Source organism: Bradyrhizobium sp. Mp27 (assembly GCF_029953005.1).
Lineage (GTDB): Bacteria > Pseudomonadota > Alphaproteobacteria > Rhizobiales > Xanthobacteraceae > Bradyrhizobium > Bradyrhizobium barranii.
This window is the reverse complement of the sequence record NZ_JASAUS010000599.1, coordinates 1-619: the sequence shown is the minus strand read 5'-3', so window position 1 is coordinate 619 and position 619 is coordinate 1. Positions and strand designations below refer to the sequence as shown.

The 619-nt window shown below is 61.4% G+C and carries 1 pseudogene; it reads left to right on the top strand.

The features are described from left to right. Nucleotides 1–112: 112 nt before the first annotated feature. Nucleotides 113–619, top strand: a pseudogene (locus QJT78_RS51930) (IS21 family transposase); the annotation flags it as partial.

Sequence of the window (619 nt, the reverse complement as noted above, 5' to 3'; positions counted from 1 at the left end):
TGTGTTTCGGCATGGAATAAGGACCCCGTTTTCGGGGTGATCGGCATCCAATCGGGACCCCGGGATAAGGGTCCACAGTGGCTTCCATCGAGTCATGGAAGCCGAGGTTGGGATGCTGGTGGTGGAGACGATTGGTAAGATCCGTCGCGCCTACTTTGTTGATGGTCGTCCGATCAAGGCGATCTGCCGAGAACTTGGCGTATCGCGGAAGGTGGTTCGCAAGGTCATTCGTTCTCAAGCGACGGAGTTCCGGTACGAGCGCGAGACGCAGCCGCTCCCGAAGATGGGTGCCTGGAGTGCCGAGCTTGATCGGTTGCTGGCAGGGAATGAGAGCAAGGCGGCGCGGGAACGGCTGACGCTGATCCGGCTATTCGAGGAGCTTCGCGGCCTGGGTTATGCCGGCGGCTATGATGCGGTTCGTCGATACGCACGACGGTGGAGCAAGGAACGCGGCACCTCGACAGCGTCGGCTTATGTGCCGCTGAGCTTTGCACCCGGCGAAGCCTACCAGTTCGACTGGAGCCACGAGGTCGTCCTGCTGAGCGGCACCACGGTGATGGTGAAGGCTGCTCATGTCCGGCTCTGTCACAGCCGCATGCTGTTCGTGCGGGCCTATCCG